General features: G+C 60.0%; 11 protein-coding genes. 7 read left to right on the top strand and 4 right to left on the bottom strand.

Translation table 11 applies throughout. The features are described 5' to 3' along the window. Positions 1–49 precede the first annotated feature (49 nt). The 4 genes from secY to BV106_RS29345 all read left to right on the top strand — a co-directional run bounded on the left by secY (position 50) and on the right by BV106_RS29345 (position 3,889). The gene (gene secY, locus BV106_RS29360; RefSeq protein WP_038170816.1) at positions 50–1,555 is read left to right on the top strand and encodes a preprotein translocase subunit SecY; all 1,506 of its coding nucleotides are present in this window, start codon (positions 50–52) and stop codon (positions 1,553–1,555) included. A gap of 67 nt (positions 1,556–1,622) precedes the next feature. Continuing rightward, positions 1,623–2,447, top strand: a complete 825-nt coding sequence (gene map / locus BV106_RS29355) for a type I methionyl aminopeptidase (protein WP_038170815.1) — start codon at positions 1,623–1,625, stop codon at positions 2,445–2,447. Positions 2,448–2,451: 4 nt separating this feature from the next. Beyond that, positions 2,452–3,216, top strand: a complete 765-nt coding sequence (gene hisA, locus BV106_RS29350) for a phosphoribosylformimino-5-aminoimidazole carboxamide ribotide isomerase (RefSeq protein ID WP_038170814.1) — start codon at positions 2,452–2,454, stop codon at positions 3,214–3,216. 64 nt (positions 3,217–3,280) lie between these two features. Next, complete coding sequence (locus tag BV106_RS29345) at positions 3,281–3,889, top strand: adenylate kinase (RefSeq protein ID WP_265596195.1); 609 nt, start codon at positions 3,281–3,283, stop codon at positions 3,887–3,889. Between the two features lie 166 nt (positions 3,890–4,055). Here BV106_RS29345 and BV106_RS29340 read toward each other — a convergent pair whose 3' ends face one another. From BV106_RS29340 to BV106_RS29325, 4 genes are all read right to left on the bottom strand, one after another. Then, positions 4,056–5,789 carry a carboxypeptidase regulatory-like domain-containing protein gene (locus tag BV106_RS29340; protein WP_265596194.1) on the bottom strand — a complete coding sequence of 578 codons (1,734 nt, stop codon included), beginning with the start codon at positions 5,787–5,789 and terminating at the stop codon, positions 4,056–4,058. A gap of 148 nt (positions 5,790–5,937) precedes the next feature. Further along, positions 5,938–6,597, bottom strand: coding sequence for a hypothetical protein (locus BV106_RS29335; protein WP_038170811.1), 660 nt, complete (start codon positions 6,595–6,597; stop codon positions 5,938–5,940). Between the two features lie 159 nt (positions 6,598–6,756). Beyond that, positions 6,757–7,155 carry an ACT domain-containing protein gene (locus tag BV106_RS29330; RefSeq protein WP_038170809.1) on the bottom strand — a complete coding sequence of 133 codons (399 nt, stop codon included), beginning with the start codon at positions 7,153–7,155 and terminating at the stop codon, positions 6,757–6,759. Beyond that, positions 7,152–8,339, bottom strand: a complete 1,188-nt coding sequence (locus BV106_RS29325) for a histidine decarboxylase (RefSeq protein WP_038170807.1) — start codon at positions 8,337–8,339, stop codon at positions 7,152–7,154. The genes BV106_RS29330 and BV106_RS29325 overlap by 4 nt, the downstream gene beginning before the upstream one ends. An 84-nt stretch (positions 8,340–8,423) precedes the next feature. On the opposite strand from BV106_RS29325, the gene BV106_RS29320 reads away from it, so the two are divergent. From BV106_RS29320 to BV106_RS29310, 3 genes are all read left to right on the top strand, one after another. Beyond that, positions 8,424–8,957: a hypothetical protein gene (locus BV106_RS29320; protein WP_038170806.1), complete on the top strand. Its 534-nt coding sequence runs from the start codon at positions 8,424–8,426 to the stop codon at positions 8,955–8,957. A gap of 78 nt (positions 8,958–9,035) precedes the next feature. Then, positions 9,036–13,427, top strand: a complete 4,392-nt coding sequence (locus BV106_RS29315; protein ID WP_038170805.1) for a hypothetical protein — start codon at positions 9,036–9,038, stop codon at positions 13,425–13,427. 19 nt (positions 13,428–13,446) lie between these two features. Next, positions 13,447–14,352: a metallophosphoesterase gene (locus BV106_RS29310; protein WP_038170804.1), complete on the top strand. Its 906-nt coding sequence runs from the start codon at positions 13,447–13,449 to the stop codon at positions 14,350–14,352. The last annotated feature ends 36 nt before the right edge of the window (positions 14,353–14,388 follow it).

Genomic DNA, 14,388 nt, shown 5'->3' with positions numbered 1-14,388 from the left:
CTCAGCTTTGTCCTGAGTCGCTTGCTATTTTAAGACACGACCTCACCTCATGATCTCCGCTTTCGTCAACATCTTCAAAATACCGGATCTGCGCCAGCGCATCCTTTACACGCTGGCCATGATCGTCATTGTGCGCATCGGCTACGCGATCACGCTGCCCGGGGTTAACCCCCACGTGCTGCAGGCTTGGATCGATAGCAAGGCAGAAGCTTCTGCCTCGCCCTTTGCTGCTGCGGCGGCATTGTTGAACGTGTTCAGCGGTGGCGGTCTGGAGCGTTGTGCCATCTTCGCCCTAGGGATCATGCCCTACATCAGCGCCAGCATCATGATGCAGTTGCTGACGGCGGTGGTGCCCAGCATCAGCAAGCTCTCCCGTGAAGACGGTGGACGCCAGAAGATCAACCAGTGGACTCGGTTTGCCACGGTTGGTCTTTGTGTGTTTCAAGGCTACCTGCTTGCGGTGTCTCTCAAAAACCCAGGACAGAACATCTTCCTGCACGGTCTTGAGGAGATCATCGGCAAATACGGTCCGCTGGTGCCTGACTATGGATTCTGGAGCTTCGTGGTTCCGGCTGTGTTCGCCATGACGGCTGGCAGCTTGTTCATCATGTGGCTCGGCGAACAGATCACTGAGCGCGGTATCGGCAACGGTGTCTCCCTCTTGATCTGTATCAACATCGTGGCTGAACTTCCCGGTGCCTTGGTGCGTGTGTGGAAGACCTACATCGGCCGTGAAGGTGCTGGTGCCATGGATGCTCTTACCCTGCTGGGACTGATCACACTGCTCATTGTAGTGATCGCCGGCATTATCGCCCTGACCCAGGCGCAACGCCGCATTCCGATTCAGTACGCCAAGCGCGTGGTGGGTCGCAAGGTTTACGGCGGTCAGACCCAGTACATGCCGCTCAAGGTGAACTATGCAGGCGTGATGCCCATCATCTTTGCCCAGGCGATCGTGCTCTTCCCGTCGCAGATCATCAGCTTCCTTTTCCCAGATGTCGCCAGCGTGCGCCAGTGGGCAGAGTGGCTGACCAGCGGCACTCCGTACGTCGTGATCTCCACGTCACTGATCTTCTTCTTCAGCTACTTCTGGGTGGCGACCATGTTCCAGCCCAACCAGATCGCAGAAGACCTCAAGAAGAGCGGTGGTTATATTCCTGGAGTCCGCCCTGGCAAGCCCACGGCTGATTTCATGGACTTCACCATGAGCCGCCTCACTTTCGCCGGCGCCTTGTTCCTGACGTTGATCTATGTGTTCCCGATGCTGCTGCAAAAGCAGGTCAACCTTGATCCTCGCGTGAGCCAGTTCTTCGGTGGTACGAGCATTCTGATCCTTGTAGGTGTGGTGCTCGACATGATGCGCCAGGTGGAAACCCACCTGCTGCAACGCCACTACGACGGTTTCCTTCGTAAGGGCAAGATTCGTGGTCGTTTCGACCGCCCCGGCCAGTCCGGTGGTATCGCTGCCAACCCCAAAGTGGTGGTGATGCTCTGGACGGTGATCGCCGTAATCGCTTTGATCGGCGTTTCGTTCGCGATTTTCCACGGCAAATAACTTTTGCCAAATTGATTGCGCCCCGCAGATTCTGCGGGGCGCACTTGTTTATAGACATCGCATTGCAATGGCACTTTCGTTTGACCGCATTCCCACCCGTCACGGCAAAGCCCTGGACGGCATCCGCGCTGCTTGCGGACTGGCTCGTGACATCCTTCTCAAGACGGCCGCACTGGTTGAACCCGGCATGACGACGGCTGAGTTGGACCGGTTCGTCGCCGCTGAAATCAAGGCGCAGGGGGCGGTCAGCGCCTTCTACAAGTACAAAGGCGCAGGTGGACCTTTCCCAGCCTATGCCTGCATTGGGCTGAACGACGTCGTGGTGCATGGCATTGGCAACAATGTGCCGATCAAGGCTGGAGACATCGTGAAGATCGATGTTGGGATCATCAAGGACGGTTGGGTCGGTGACAACGCCCTAACGGTTCCGGTTCCTCCCATTGCTGCGGATGTTCAGAAGCTGCTCTCAGCCACAGAAGATGCGCTTGAAGTGGCGATCGACTGGGCGCGGGACGGGCTGATGCTCGGAGACCTTTGCCACTCCGTGGAGAACTACGTGCGGCGCTTCGGCTTCTCGGTGGTTCGGGAGTTTGTCGGTCACGGAGTAGGCCGCAAGCTTCACGAGGAACCGCAGGTGCCGAACTACGGTGTTAAGGGGGCTCGTCCACGGTTGCGCACCGGGATGACCCTGGCCATCGAGCCGATGATCAACATGGGGGCTGAGCAGACGAAGATCCTGAGTGATGGATGGACGGTCCTGACCATGGACAACAAGCCCAGTGCTCACTATGAGCATGTGGTGCTGATCACTGACGGGGAACCTGAGGTGCTCACGGCCCGGCCCCGGTTGAATCCGCGTTTGACGACTCCGTTGAATCGCACGGTCGCCTGAGACCATGACCCGGTTCCGCCCCTGCATTGACCTTCACGATGGCAAAGTGAAGCAGATCGTCGGCTCCACCCTCAAAGATGAGGGTGAGGGGCCGAAGGAGAACTTTGTCAGCGAAAAACCAGCGGCCTGGTTCGCAGAGAAGTACCGCGAAGATGGTCTGGCAGGCGGACATGTGATCATGTTGGGCAAAGGGAACGAGGAGGCTGCGATCTCCGCGCTCCAAGCTTATCCGGGTGGTTTGCACGTCGGGGGTGGCATCCGCCCGGAGAATGCTGCGAAGTATCTGGAGGCGGGGGCCAGTCATGTGATCGTGACGAGCTACGTTTTCGATGAGGCGTTCCGCTTCAGTGAAGCCCGGTTGCAGCAGATGGTGAACGAGGTCGGTGCGTCCTGCCTGGTTTTGGACTTGAGCTGCCGGGCGACTCAGGATGGCTGGGTGGTCGCGATGAATCGATGGCAGACCATGACGGACCTGATGGTTGACGGGGATGCCTTCGACCGTCTGGCTCCCTACTGTGATGAGTTCCTGATTCATGCCGTCGATGTGGAGGGCAAGTGCGAGGGAATCGATGAATCCCTGGTGCAATGCCTCAGCCTCTGGTGTGAGAAGCCTGTGACCTATGCAGGCGGTGCCAGAAGTGTGGCCGACCTCAAGAGGGTAGAGGAGATCAGTGGTGGTCGAGTCGATGTGACCATCGGCAGCGCCCTGGATATTTTTGGCGGCAAGCTGGCCAAGTACGAGGACTGCGTAGCGTACAACCGGCGGTAGTTGGCGGGCCGGCGCTGAAAATGCCGGATGCGCGGCACTCTGTCTTGTGGCAGTGATCTGTCTCATGATGGAGACGCGTGATCCAAAGTCTGAGTCTCTGCTACGGGAGAGCGCGGTTCCCAGGCGGATCAATGTGATTGGCGCCAGTGGCAGTGGGAAGTCTACTTTTGCCCGGCGTCTGGCCGATCAGTTGAGATTGCCCTGTGTGGAGATGGACAGTCTCTTCTGGGGTGCCAACTGGCACAAAGCCACTGACGAACAATTCTTTGCTAGGGTGCAGACAGCGGTGAACGAGCCAGGCTGGGTGCTGGACGGCAATTATACCCGCACCATTCCGATCAAGTGGGCGCAGGTGGAGCTGGTGGTCTGGCTGGACTACCCTTTTCACATCACGATGTGGCAAGCTATCAAGCGGGCCTTGCGGCGGGCGTGGAGCAAGGAAGAGATCTGGCCGGGGACAGGGAATCGTGAGTCATTTCGGCAGACGCTGTTCAGCAAGGACTCCATGATCTGGTGGACGCTGACCACGCATGGAAAGGTCCGCGCCAAGTATGAAGCTATGCTGGCTGATTCGCAGTTTACAGAGGTGCAGTTTGTCAGGCTGCGAAGTCATGCGGAGGCAGCAGCCTTCATTGAGCGATGGAAATGCCTGTCCGCCCAGGAGCAGCGATAGTGATGCCACAGTAGGTGGGTTGGAGGCTGAGAGGCTTCACGGTCAGGCGCATCGCTTGCTCCCGATACCAGAAAGTCACCCACACGACCGCTTGCCGCCACGCATTCTTACGAATGCATCCACAAGCTTCCCTCTCGTGTCACCGCAGAGGCCGTTCGTGGCAGCGCTACTCAGACGACTCCTGGGCTGCCATTTCATACAGGGTCTGGATCGCCTTACGGAGGGTTTCGTGTTTGGCCGGAGCCACCACACTTGCTGTGGCCTCATAAGATTCACTTTGAAGCCAGCTGAGCATGCTGACCAGTTGGTCCGGCTTCAGTTCAGATTGTGGTGGGCGGCTGGCGTGAAACTCCAGCAACAGGCGTTGCATCCGCCCCATGGCGAGTGTGATCATCTGGGTCTCTGCCGGGGTCAGCCAAGGGGTGCCGCCTTGTGCGGCGATCACTTCGGCGAAGCCTTGGCCGTCTTGACAGAGCTCCCAGTGGTCGAATGCTTGATACAAGGCAGGGCCAAGGAGGGCCTTCAGGCGCGGAGCATATGACTTCTGGGTGGTAGAGAGACATTGCGTGTAGGCGTGGGGATCCGCTTGAGCTGCATTTTGCAGATTGGTGCGCCGCGCCACCAGGAGGGTCAGGAGGGCTTGGGCCTGAGTTTGTGGCAGTTTGACCTGCTCCAAAAACGAGACGTATTCCTTTTGGACACTGACCACCAGATCTTCTTGCTGCTTTGTCTGGCGATCCTTTTCAACGACCGTGATCGAAAGACCTGACAGGCTTTCTTTCAATCGAGACGTCAGGCTTTGCGAGCTGTCACTACTGGTGAACCCATTGGGTGAGGAAACAACATAAATGTTCGGCGGCAGGTTCAAGGACAGTTCCTCAGAAGAGGGGAGTCCCTGGGCGGTGAAGGTCCCATCCGAAGCAACATCGAGCCTCTGGGCGTCCCAAGCTGAGCTACGGCTGAGGTTCATGCGGGTGCCTTCAGGAAAGGGCCTGCCATCCTGGCGCACGAGGCGGCCCTGCAGGGTAAGGGCCTTTGTTGTCTGGATGTTGCCGAGATCGTGAATGGAGTCGGGGGAGGGTGAGTGAAACTCCCTCGCCGGAATGAAGCCCAAAGATTTTGCGCTGTCCATTTCGCCATAAAAGATCCAGTCATCATCGGACCGGACGTCATGGATGGCGAACCGCCCTTCCGTATCGGTTGTGGTGCAGAGTGGTCCGAGGAATTGACCGGCGTTCCGGTTGGTTTGGGCCACGCCGACGGTGACGTTGGGAACTGGACGGCCTTCGAGAAGCAGTCTGCCGACTACTGTGCTTCCACGCTGAAGAGAGACAGTTACATCTGGCGCGTTTTCAGTGCGATTGGCAACTTCGATCCACATGCCAGCATGGCCGGGTGCCGTGATCTTGAGTTTGGTCTTTTTGAATGGCTTGCTGGAGCAGAGAACGAAATGGCCGTCGGCATTGGTGAGGGTTTGATCGTCGCCCTCTGGACCAGAGAAGTTGGGGGAGATCGTCGCACCAGCGAGTGGTTTTCCATGAGGATCCAGGACCTGCCCGCGGATCTGATGGGTGAGCGGGATGCGGGAGAGATCGCGTGGGGGCAGTGACAGAGTGACTGGATTTTTTTGTGGATCCACGCCGCGAAGCACGGCTGGGGCGTGATGCTCGGCAAGGGCTAGAAGATTGAAGACAAGGTCGTCCGCCACTCCTGAAATGCGGAACTCCCCTTGAGCGTTGGTACGGGCACTACGCTGACAATCGCGCCAGCAGGTGGGGCACATCGTCGAGTCGCCCGTGCGCATGCGGGCGGATTGAATGAGGACCGTAGCGGATTGAGCAGGGATGCCAGTGCCGAGTATTACCGTACCTGTGATGTCGGCCGCGCTTGCTTTCGCCACGAACGAAAGGAGGGCGACCAATGAATTCAGGCGCAATCTCAGCATTTTTCCATCGTCTCATGGGGTGGGACGATGGCGCAAGGCGAATTCCAACCGTCGCAGAAGTGGGTAATCAAGAAATCAAAGAGCTATCAAAGGCACCTCTAAATCAACGGTTCCAATACCACACCGCCCGTGGTGGATTCGATGTGCGATCAAGAAAGATGTAGGCGACGCCATCGCTGCCAAAGTTTGCCAAGTTCACCATCGCGGCCGCTGGCTGTATCGCTTCTATTCGTGCGAGAAGCTCGGCTTCGTTTTCCGTGGGTGCGGCGAGCTGGCTCCGTCGTTCGTTCGTAACATCGTCTTCAGTGAGTCCCGGGACAAATTGGCACTGATTCACTTGGCCCAGGTATTCGAATGGAGGCGGGGGAAAGCCCGAGGGGCCCGCATTGGTCCAGTACGGAAGTCCCCCAAACTTTGTCGCATATTGCTCGAAGAACCCCCAGGGGCGCTGTTGTTCCTCTGGGAGGGCAAAGTACTCGCGGTGGTCGTAGAACTTGGAGGTCTGAGAAACGGGTATCTGATCTTCGCTGGGGAGCCAGGATTCGATCCAGAGTTCGGGCAGCAACTCTGCGGTTTCAGGGGGATTTGTTGCCGCGCTTATGCGATTGTTCACTTGCCAGACAAATGCCTGACCAGCGCCAGATTCGTATTCATAGGAAGGGCAGATGTTGTCACTGGTGCACTGGAAGAGAAACAGATGACGTTGGTCATCCCCAAGATCAATGACAGGCAGGTGATGCTGGAATTGCGCAAGCAAGGCCATGGGAGCATCGCAAATTAGGCATGATGGCCATAGTGAGCTGGGAAGGTCGATTGGGAGCCCACCAAGTTGAGCAATGGGGCCAAAGGGACGGGGACCGCAGGCGTGCTGGAGTCTGGGAAACCACGCGGTCATGGTGGGGTGATGATCTCACAGACTGGTCTAGCGATCGACCACCAGCACATCCTTCAGGATCTCAGCGGCCTTGCGATTGTCTGAGGCGACGAGGCTGGCGAAGGTACTGCCTTCTTCGCGACGCAGAATGTGCATGGAGCGAAGATCGAGTCCGGCGTCGCGGAGGCGCATGGCGATGCGGGCGAGGGCACCGGGGCGATCTTCCAGGCAGATCAAGAGGGTGTCCTGGGTGATGGCCTGGAAGCCGTGATCGCGAAGCGCGCGGAGGGCCTCGTCATAGTGGTCCACGGTGAGCACGACGATGCCATGAGTCTCGATGCTCTCAATGTCCAGGGCCTCGATGTTGACTCCCCGGTCGGCCAGGGCTGAAGCGAGGCGGGCGGCGACGCCGATTTCGTTGGGGACAAAGACAGTGAGTTGTTTCATAGGACAGCTGGCTCGGGGGCGACCGGAGCGGGGCGGAGAGCGGAGGCAAAATCGGCCACAAATTCATCAATGATGGCCTGGGTGACGTGGGGCATGACAATCATGTGGCCGATGTCTTTCATGGGGGCGATGATCCACTTGGCCATCACGGAGGCGGGAGGACGCGGGAAGACGACGGTGACGGAGTTCTTGTGCCGCCAGGCCGGGATACCCGCGGCGTTGAGCTTCTCCACTGCGTACTGGGAGAGCTCCAGGCAACGGTGCACCAGGTCCTTGATTCCTTCAACCCGGAGCGTGCGCAGACGATGCCACAGGAAGAGGGGGGTGATGGCGCTGCGGGAGCCGGCGATGGTGGTGTCCAGGGCACCGACATACTCGATGGACCGGGCCACCCGTTCGACATGTTGTTTCCTCGCCAAGACTACGCCGCAGGGCAGGGGGGACCCGAGGAACTTGTGCCCGCTGATGGCGATGCTGTCTGCCCCGCCCGCGAAGTCCCAGGGCTGGGGATCGGCGACGAAGGGCAGGATCATGCCACTGAGGGCGGCGTCGGCATGCAGGTAGGCGTTGGTGATGGCCAGCTCATCCAGAATGGCCCGGATCTTGTGGAGATTGTCCACTGCGCCCTTCATGGTGGTGCCGATATTGGCAAAGATGATGGGAGGGACATCACGGTGGATGCGCAGCGTTTCGCGGAGGTCACTGTAGTCCATCTCCCCGTTGGGCTGACTCTTGAGCATGATGTTCCGCGTGTGCTGCAGGCGGAGGATCTTGGCCACACTGTAGTGGGTGTCTTCTGAGAAGTAACAAATGCCGTCTGGGAACAATTCCCGCGCGACGTAGAGGCCGTACATGTTGCCCTCTGTGCCTCCCGCGGTGACGTAGCCCCACCAGCCGTCAACCGGAGCGTGGGTGAGACGGGCAAACTCTGCCAGGACGTCGCGCTCAAAGTCCTGGGTGTTCAGCCGGTAGTTGGTGCTGCCGAAAGGATCCCCAACGTTGTTGATGGAATAAGAGAGGAAGGGGAAGAGGTCCTCGAAATCGAAGTTCTGATTGCAGGGGTACCCGATGTTCCGGGGACGAAGCGACTCAAGCCGCTCTTGCAGGGCATCGAGACGCTGGCGGTCTGCCGACGATAGGGAGGGGAACTTCAACTGGGGTGGGAGAAGGGGTGCGGCTTTCATTCTGGCAGGTTGGAAAGCGGTGGGCAAGCCTGGAAAAAAGTCCGGGGGATTGCGGGAACTCCGTCTGGCTGGTAGAGTGATGCCATGAAGAAAACGAGTCTCTCAAGTCTGGCTCTGGTGTGGTGGGTTGCGGTGCTGATGATGCTGCCGACAGCCGTGGTGATGGGTGACGAACAGGCAGAGAAGGGCTTCGCACTCATGAAGGAGGAGGCTCTAAATGAGATACGTCTGGAAATGCCCCAGCAAGCGGTGCTCAAAGTACTGGGGAAGCCAGCGAAGAAAGGTGAGGATGTGGAATGGGAGGCGATAGGAGAGCATGTGCAGGAGTGGCAATACCCTGCGCAGGGGGTGACGCTGCAAATGGCCTCTGTCAAAAAGGGCGGGGCCAAGAAGGTGCTGTGCGTCGCGCAAAAGGCACCTGGGGCGTTGGCAACCCGGAAGGGGCTGCGCATCGGGAGCAGCGAAGCCGAGGTTCGTAAAGCCTATGGAGCGCTGGAAGACAAGGAGGCGAGTCGAAAGGGGGAGATCTTCGTGGCAGGAACCGTGTATGGCGGTCTGGTGTTCCACTTTGAGAAGGGGAAGGTTTCGGAAATCTTTCTGGGAGCCATGGCGGAGTAAGCCGGGGTCGCGAGGAAAAATGGGACGCCATGCTGGGCGCAACAATCCAGGAGGACTCGCGTATCCGTTTCCTCCCGCATGAAGCTTCCTCTTTCCCTTTTCTCCGCGAGCCTGGGTCTTTTCGGCTCGCTGGCATTTGTCCACGCGGTGTCCGCTGAGGGCACCAGTCAGACCCACATCCGGAGCGAAGACCTCGCTGCGGAGTCTTTGTTAACTCTAGAGACCGGGGATGGGGCGGCTCTGGTCCCGCTGGCCGCAGGGGCGAAAACGGTTCTCTGGACGCAGAACACGCAGCCGGACTTCCGTGGGGTGACCTTTGGCGATTCGTCCACGCCTGGCGCAAGGCATCTGCTGGTGCAACTGAAGGTGCCAACTGCGGTGGGGACGGTGATCGTGCGAGGCGGCGGAAGATTGAGCGTGCTGAAAGAGGGCGTGGCGGGGCCAGGGAGACCGGCCGCGGAGGAGGAATGGATTTCTGCGGAGCGTCTGTCCGCTACCAAGCCGGGAAGTGAAGCGGTGGCTAAAGACGAACTGGCCACCTGGGTGCTGCCGCCAGGGACAAAGACGAGCGTCTTGCGCTTCACTCATGATGCCCAGGCTTCTGACCCCAAATATGCGGGTTGGCTTGGCGGTGCCATCATCCTGCAGGAGCGATACGCCAATGTGGCGCCCCAAGCCCAAGTGGCTGCCAGCAGCCAGGAAGAGGCGGCGGGAAAACTCATCAACTCCCAGGATGAGCAATGGAAGACCTGGGACAACGGCACGGAGGGCGCTGCACAAGTGGTAACCTCGGAACGGTCTGAATGGGTCATGTTGATCTGGCCGCAGGCGGTGAAGCTCACGGGGTTGGAGACACTGGGGACGGGTTTTGGCACGGCAGAAGTGGAGCAGTATGCAGGCGACGCCAGTGTGCACCCGAGGGAGGCCGCGGCTTCGCAATGGAAATCGGTGAAGACCTATACCGGGCTGTCAAGCGGGTACCCGCTGCCCTTCAGTCCCCGTGGGCTGATGTTTGACCAGCCAATCACCACCCGGGCGGTGCGGCTGAGGCTCACGTCCTCCCCGCAGGAGGGGCATCCCCACATGAAGTCCCGGCCCAAGGACGGGCGGCGGGTGTGGCTGGCAGAAGTGATGGCACTCACCCCGCTGGGAACGGCCGGTTTGAAAAGCGCGGTGCAGGAATCCGTGAAGCAGGAGTTGTTTCCTCCGATCCCGGTGAAGTTCCATCTGAAGGAGCCCGGGGTGGTGACGCTGGTGATTGAGGATCAGGCAGGCAAACGCGTGCGCAACCTGGTGGCGGAGACCCCTTATCCCGCTGGTGAGAACACCGCATGGTGGGATGGGACGGATGATCTGGGCAGGGATCGGGATGCCGCGGAGCATGGGCTCTATCACATCCCCGGGCAGCCTGTCGCCCCGGGAGCCTACCGGGTCCGGGGACTGGTGCGGAAGCCGCTCGATCTGCGCTATGAGTTCTCCATCTACAACGCGGGGAATCCCGCCTGGTCCACGGCAGATACCACGGGGGGATGGCTTACCAACCACTCACCACCGCAGGCAGCCCTCTTCGTGGGAGCGGACAAGTCCCCCACAGGAAAGGCGATGGTGTATCTGGGCAGCGCGGTGAGCGAGGGCGGAGCGGGGTTGGCCTGGGTGGGCCTCGACGGCGTCAAACTGGGAGGCCGGGGATGGATTGGGGGCAACTGGACGGCCGCCCCTCATCTGGCCGCTGACCGTGGGACCAAGGCACTGCCGGATGTCTATGCCTATGTGGCGGCCACCTGGACGGCCACCAGCGACAATCGCAACATGAAGGATGGCGAACTGCGCATCACTGGACTCACCGCGAAGGGGGACAAGGCGATCCTGAAGATGCCGTTCAATCCACCACCCTACGTGGAAGATGGCTCACATGGGGATCATCACTGGCTCAGCCAGTTGGCGGGGATTGCCGCGCATGATGGGGTGGTGGTGGCCAGCATGCCGAAGCTGGGCAAACTGATCTTTGTCGATGCTGCGGCGGGCAAGGTGATCGGCGAGGTGTTGCTGCCGGGAACCCGGGGCGTGGCCTTTGACTCGAAAGGGCGCCTGCTGGTGGTGACGGAGAAAACAGTGTTCCGCTACGGCGGAGACGTACGGCTCGTGGCCCAAGGGGTGGCTCCTGAGGCACTGATCACCGTCGGGCTGGAAGACGGGCAGGGGATCACGCTGGATGGTTCAGGAAACATCCTGGTGAGCGACCATGGCGCCTCGCATCAGGTGAAGGTCTTCAGTCCGGATGGGAAATTGGTGCGAGCCATCGGCCGGGCGGGCCAGCCGGCAGCTGGCAAGTACGATCCCCTGCACATGAACCAGCCGCTCGGCATGGCGGTGGATGAGAAGGGGAACATCTGGGTGACAGAGCATGACTTCCAGCCCAAGAGGGTGAGTGTGTGGTCGCCTGAAGGGAAGCTGGAAAAGACCTTCTACGGCCCGGGGCGCTACGGCGGGGGCGGGACGCTGGACCCCGTGGACAAGACCCGCTTCTACTACGATGGACTCGAGTTCAAACTGGACTGGGAGAAGGGCACGAGTGTGCCGGTCGCGGTGATCTACCGGCCGGGCGGGGATGAATTGAGCAACCAGTTCCGCTCCGGAGCACCGGAAGGAACCGTGCATGTGGAGGGGCGTCAGTACATGACGAACAGCTACAACAGCAATCCCACTGGCGGGCATGGCTTTGTGACGGTGTGGCTTTTGAAGAATGCTGTGGCGATGCCCGTGGCTTCCTTGGGACGGGCGGATTTGTGGCCGTTGTTGAAGGAAGACCGGTTCCGCTCGCGCTGGCCGCAGGGCGTGGACCTGGCCTCTGAAAAGACGAAGAACCAGGTGTTGTTTGCCTGGAGTGATCTCAATGAAGACGGACGGGTGCAGGAGGATGAGGTGCAGCTGCAGAAGGCTGCGGGCGGCGGCTATACGCTGATGAGTGACCTCTCCATCACGGCCTCCCGGGTGGATGACAAGGCAGTGCAATATCCCGTGACGCGCTTTACCAAGGCAGGGGTGCCGGTCTATGAACTAACGGCAGGCAAGGTGCTTGCGACAGGCGTGCAGAACCCGGCATCCTCCGGTGGGGACCAGGTCCTGGTGTCGAAAGATGGTTGGAGCGTGCTGACCGTGGCCCCTCTCCCGTACGCCAAGGAAGGCTTCGGCGGGGTGAAGGATGGTGTGCCCATGTGGAGCTACCCCAGTGTCTGGCCAGGGCTTCATGCTTCGCATGAGGCGGCGTTGCCGGATCAGCCCGGCCAGGTGATCGGCAGCACCCGCCTTTTGGGTGGGTTCATCGAACCCGCCGGGAAGGAGGTGGGCCCGCTCTGGGGCATCAATGGCAACATGGGCGACGCGTATCTCTTCACGGCGGACGGATTGTTTGTGGCGCAGTTGTTTCAGGACTCCCGACTGGGCAAGCCCTGGACGATGCCACGGGCGGAGCGTGGGGCGTTGCTCAATGAGCTGACCCTGCATGATGAGAACTTCTTCCCCACGCTGGCCCAGGCTGCAGATGGGAAGGTGTATCTCTGTGATGGCTCACGCACCAGTCTGGTGCGGGTGGACGGTCTGGAGAGCCTGAAACGCCTGCCAGCGACGGAGCTGAAAGTGACCGAGAAAGAGTTGAAAGCCGCGGCGGCTTGGCGGGTGCAGGCGGAGGTGGCGCGTCAACAGGCTCGTGGCTCTGGCACCATGGAGGTGCCGATGCTGTCTCAAGCTCCGGTGGTGGACGGCAAGATCGGGGAGTGGGAAAAGGCCGTGTGGACGGTGATTGACCGGAGGGGCACGGCGGCCAACTTCAATAGCGACAGCAAGCCGTATGACATCACGGGAAGCGTGGCCATCGCGGGTGACCGGCTCTATGCAGCCTACCGGACGCAGGACCCTGAATTGCTGAAGAACTCAGGCGAAACCCCCAATGCCCCCTTCAAGACGGGAGGCTGCCTGGATGTCATGATTGGCACCGATGAGAAGGCGGATCCCAAACGCCCACGCCCTGTGGCGGGAGATCAGCGGTTGCTTGTCACCCAAGTGAAGGGCAAGACGGTGGCTCTGGTGTATCGTGCGGTGGTTCCTGGAACCAAGATTCCGGTGCCCTTCTCCTCACCCTGGCGCACCATCACGCTGGATGCGGTGCATGACGTCAGCGCGGATGTGGAGCTGGCCAGCAGTGTGGAGAAGGATGAGAAGGGCAAGGTGAAGAGCGCCTTTTACGAGATTTCCATCCCGCTCTCGGCCTTGGGCTGGAAACCCGTCGCAGGCTCGGAGGTAAAAGGGGATATCGGCATCCTGCGGGGCAATGGCTTCCAGACGTTGCAGCGTGTCTATTGGAACAACAAGGCCACCGGCATCACGGCGGATGTGCCCAGCGAGGCGGAGCTGACGCCTGCGCTCTGGGGGAAATGGAAACTGGTGCCGGCTTCGCCTCAGACAAAAGACTAGAAGACACCAGACTCCAGACATGAAAGATACTGTTGCTGCTACATCAATCGCCCGCCGAGTTCTTCTGAAGCGGGGGGCGCTCTGCCTCGCCGCCAGTGTAGGAGCGCGTATGCTCGCTGCCGAGGATGAAACGCCTGCCTTGATCAAGATCGGTCTGCTCACGGACCTTCACTACGGCGACAAAGAGCCCACCAAGACCCGGTTCTACCGGGAAACACCAGGGAAGCTGAGGGAGGCGGTGGCCAAGTTCAATGAAATCAACCCGGCATTTGTGATTGAGCTGGGAGATCTGATTGATCAGGCACCCACGGTGGAGCAGGAGATTGCCTGGCTGGAAGAGATCGACAAGATCTATGCAGGCTTGACCTGCCCCCGTCACTACGTGCTGGGAAACCACTGTGTGGCGACGCTGACGAAGGAGGAGTTTGCCCGGCATTCGGGAGCCTCCAAGGCACCGTACTATTCATTCGATCAGAATGGCGTGCACTTTGTGGTGCTGGACGCCTGCTATCGGTCTGATGGCGCGCCGTACGGGCGGAACAACGCTGACTGGAAGGATGCCAATGTGCCAGAGGCGGAGCTGGAGTGGTTGCGGAAGGATCTCGCCGCGACGGCCGGCCCGGTGGTGGTGTTTGCCCATCAGCGGCTGGATGAGGCGGCACCGCACAGTGTTGTGAATGCTGCCGCGGTGCGAAAGGTGCTGGAGGACAGTGGGAAAGTGCTGGCCGTGTTTCAGGGACACTCCCACAAGAACGACTACCAGCAGATTCAGGGCATCCACTACTGCACCCTCGTGGCGTTGATCGAGGGCTCGGGGGCGGAGAACAATGGGTATGGGGTGCTCGAAGTGATGCCGGACCGATCGTTGAGGTTGCAGGGGTTCAGGCGGCAGGTGGACCGGAAGTGGGCGGGCAAGGCGGGGTGAGGAGGCGTGGCGGCAAGGAGGAGTTTGCTGCCATCC

Origin of the sequence: Verrucomicrobium sp. BvORR106 (assembly GCF_000739655.1) — a bacterium.
Classification (GTDB): domain Bacteria; phylum Verrucomicrobiota; class Verrucomicrobiia; order Verrucomicrobiales; family Verrucomicrobiaceae; genus Verrucomicrobium.
Note: the sequence above shows the minus strand (reverse complement) of the source record. Positions and strands in the feature narration are given on the sequence as shown.

Bases quoted from the DNA above. Each gene is read 5' to 3' on its own strand.
- BV106_RS29310 (WP_038170804.1), top strand. From the start codon at position 13,447: ATGAAAGATACTGTTGCTGCTACATCAATCGCCCGCCGAGTTCTTCTG.
- BV106_RS29330 (WP_038170809.1), bottom strand. From the start codon at position 7,155: ATGAAACAACTCACTGTCTTTGTCCCCAACGAAATCGGCGTCGCCGCC.
- BV106_RS29315 (WP_038170805.1), top strand. From the start codon at position 9,036: ATGAAGCTTCCTCTTTCCCTTTTCTCCGCGAGCCTGGGTCTTTTCGGC.
- BV106_RS29335 (WP_038170811.1), bottom strand. From the start codon at position 6,597: ATGGCCTTGCTTGCGCAATTCCAGCATCACCTGCCTGTCATTGATCTT.
- BV106_RS29320 (WP_038170806.1), top strand. From the start codon at position 8,424: ATGAAGAAAACGAGTCTCTCAAGTCTGGCTCTGGTGTGGTGGGTTGCG.
- BV106_RS29325 (WP_038170807.1), bottom strand. From the start codon at position 8,339: ATGAAAGCCGCACCCCTTCTCCCACCCCAGTTGAAGTTCCCCTCCCTA.
- secY (WP_038170816.1), top strand. From the start codon at position 50: ATGATCTCCGCTTTCGTCAACATCTTCAAAATACCGGATCTGCGCCAG.
- BV106_RS29345 (WP_265596195.1), top strand. From the start codon at position 3,281: ATGATGGAGACGCGTGATCCAAAGTCTGAGTCTCTGCTACGGGAGAGC.
- map (WP_038170815.1), top strand. From the start codon at position 1,623: ATGGCACTTTCGTTTGACCGCATTCCCACCCGTCACGGCAAAGCCCTG.
- hisA (WP_038170814.1), top strand. From the start codon at position 2,452: ATGACCCGGTTCCGCCCCTGCATTGACCTTCACGATGGCAAAGTGAAG.